The sequence below is a fragment of the Paenibacillus sp. OSY-SE genome (assembly GCF_000283315.1).
GTDB lineage: Bacteria > Bacillota > Bacilli > Paenibacillales > Paenibacillaceae > Paenibacillus_B > Paenibacillus_B profundus.
Genome location: NZ_ALKF01000019.1, coordinates 1 through 634 on the forward strand (window position 1 = coordinate 1; position 634 = coordinate 634).

Here is a 634-nt window from a genome sequence, read left to right on the forward strand (position 1 = left end):
CGGGTGCTGCATGCCAGCCCGTTCATATTCGATGCGTTCATCACGCACTTCTTTGGCCCCCTCGTTGCGGGCGCGACCGTCGTGATGCTGCGCGATGAAGAGCTAAGCGATCCGGAGGCCATTATCCGCACGCTTGCCGAGCAGAAGATTACCCACGCGCAATTCCCAACGGGTCTGCTCGCGGCGCTGCTGGAGATGATCCGGCCGGAACAGCTGGCTACCGTACGGAGCGTGGTCACCGGCGGGGAGAAAATCAGCGCGGCGCTGATTGAAAAGATGCTTGTTTACAGCCAGATTGAGTTTGTCAGCGAGTATGGACCGACGGAGAACAGCGTGGTGACGACCGCTTTGCCGGTGACCGATACGGTGCAGTCAAATACGCTCGGCAGATCCATTGGCCAGACGAAAGTCCATGTACTGGCAGCGGATGGACAACTGCAGCCGATCGGCGTACCGGGCGAGCTGTGCATCAGCGGGCCGGGGTTGGCCCGGGGGTATCTGAATCAGCCGGAGCTGACGGCTGAGCGGTTCGTCTCCAGTCCGTTCGCGCCCGGTGAGCGCCTCTACCGGACCGGGGACTTGGTACGCTGGCTGCCGGACGGCAATCTCGAGTATATGGGCCGGATGGACGGAC

Annotated in this window: 1 protein-coding gene; it reads left to right on the top strand. The window is 62.0% G+C overall.

Annotation, left to right across the window (positions count from 1 at the left end; translation table 11 throughout):
• Positions 1–634 (top strand): AMP-binding protein (locus tag A372_RS32545; protein ID WP_036702516.1); only part of this gene is annotated, 634 nt, incomplete at both ends.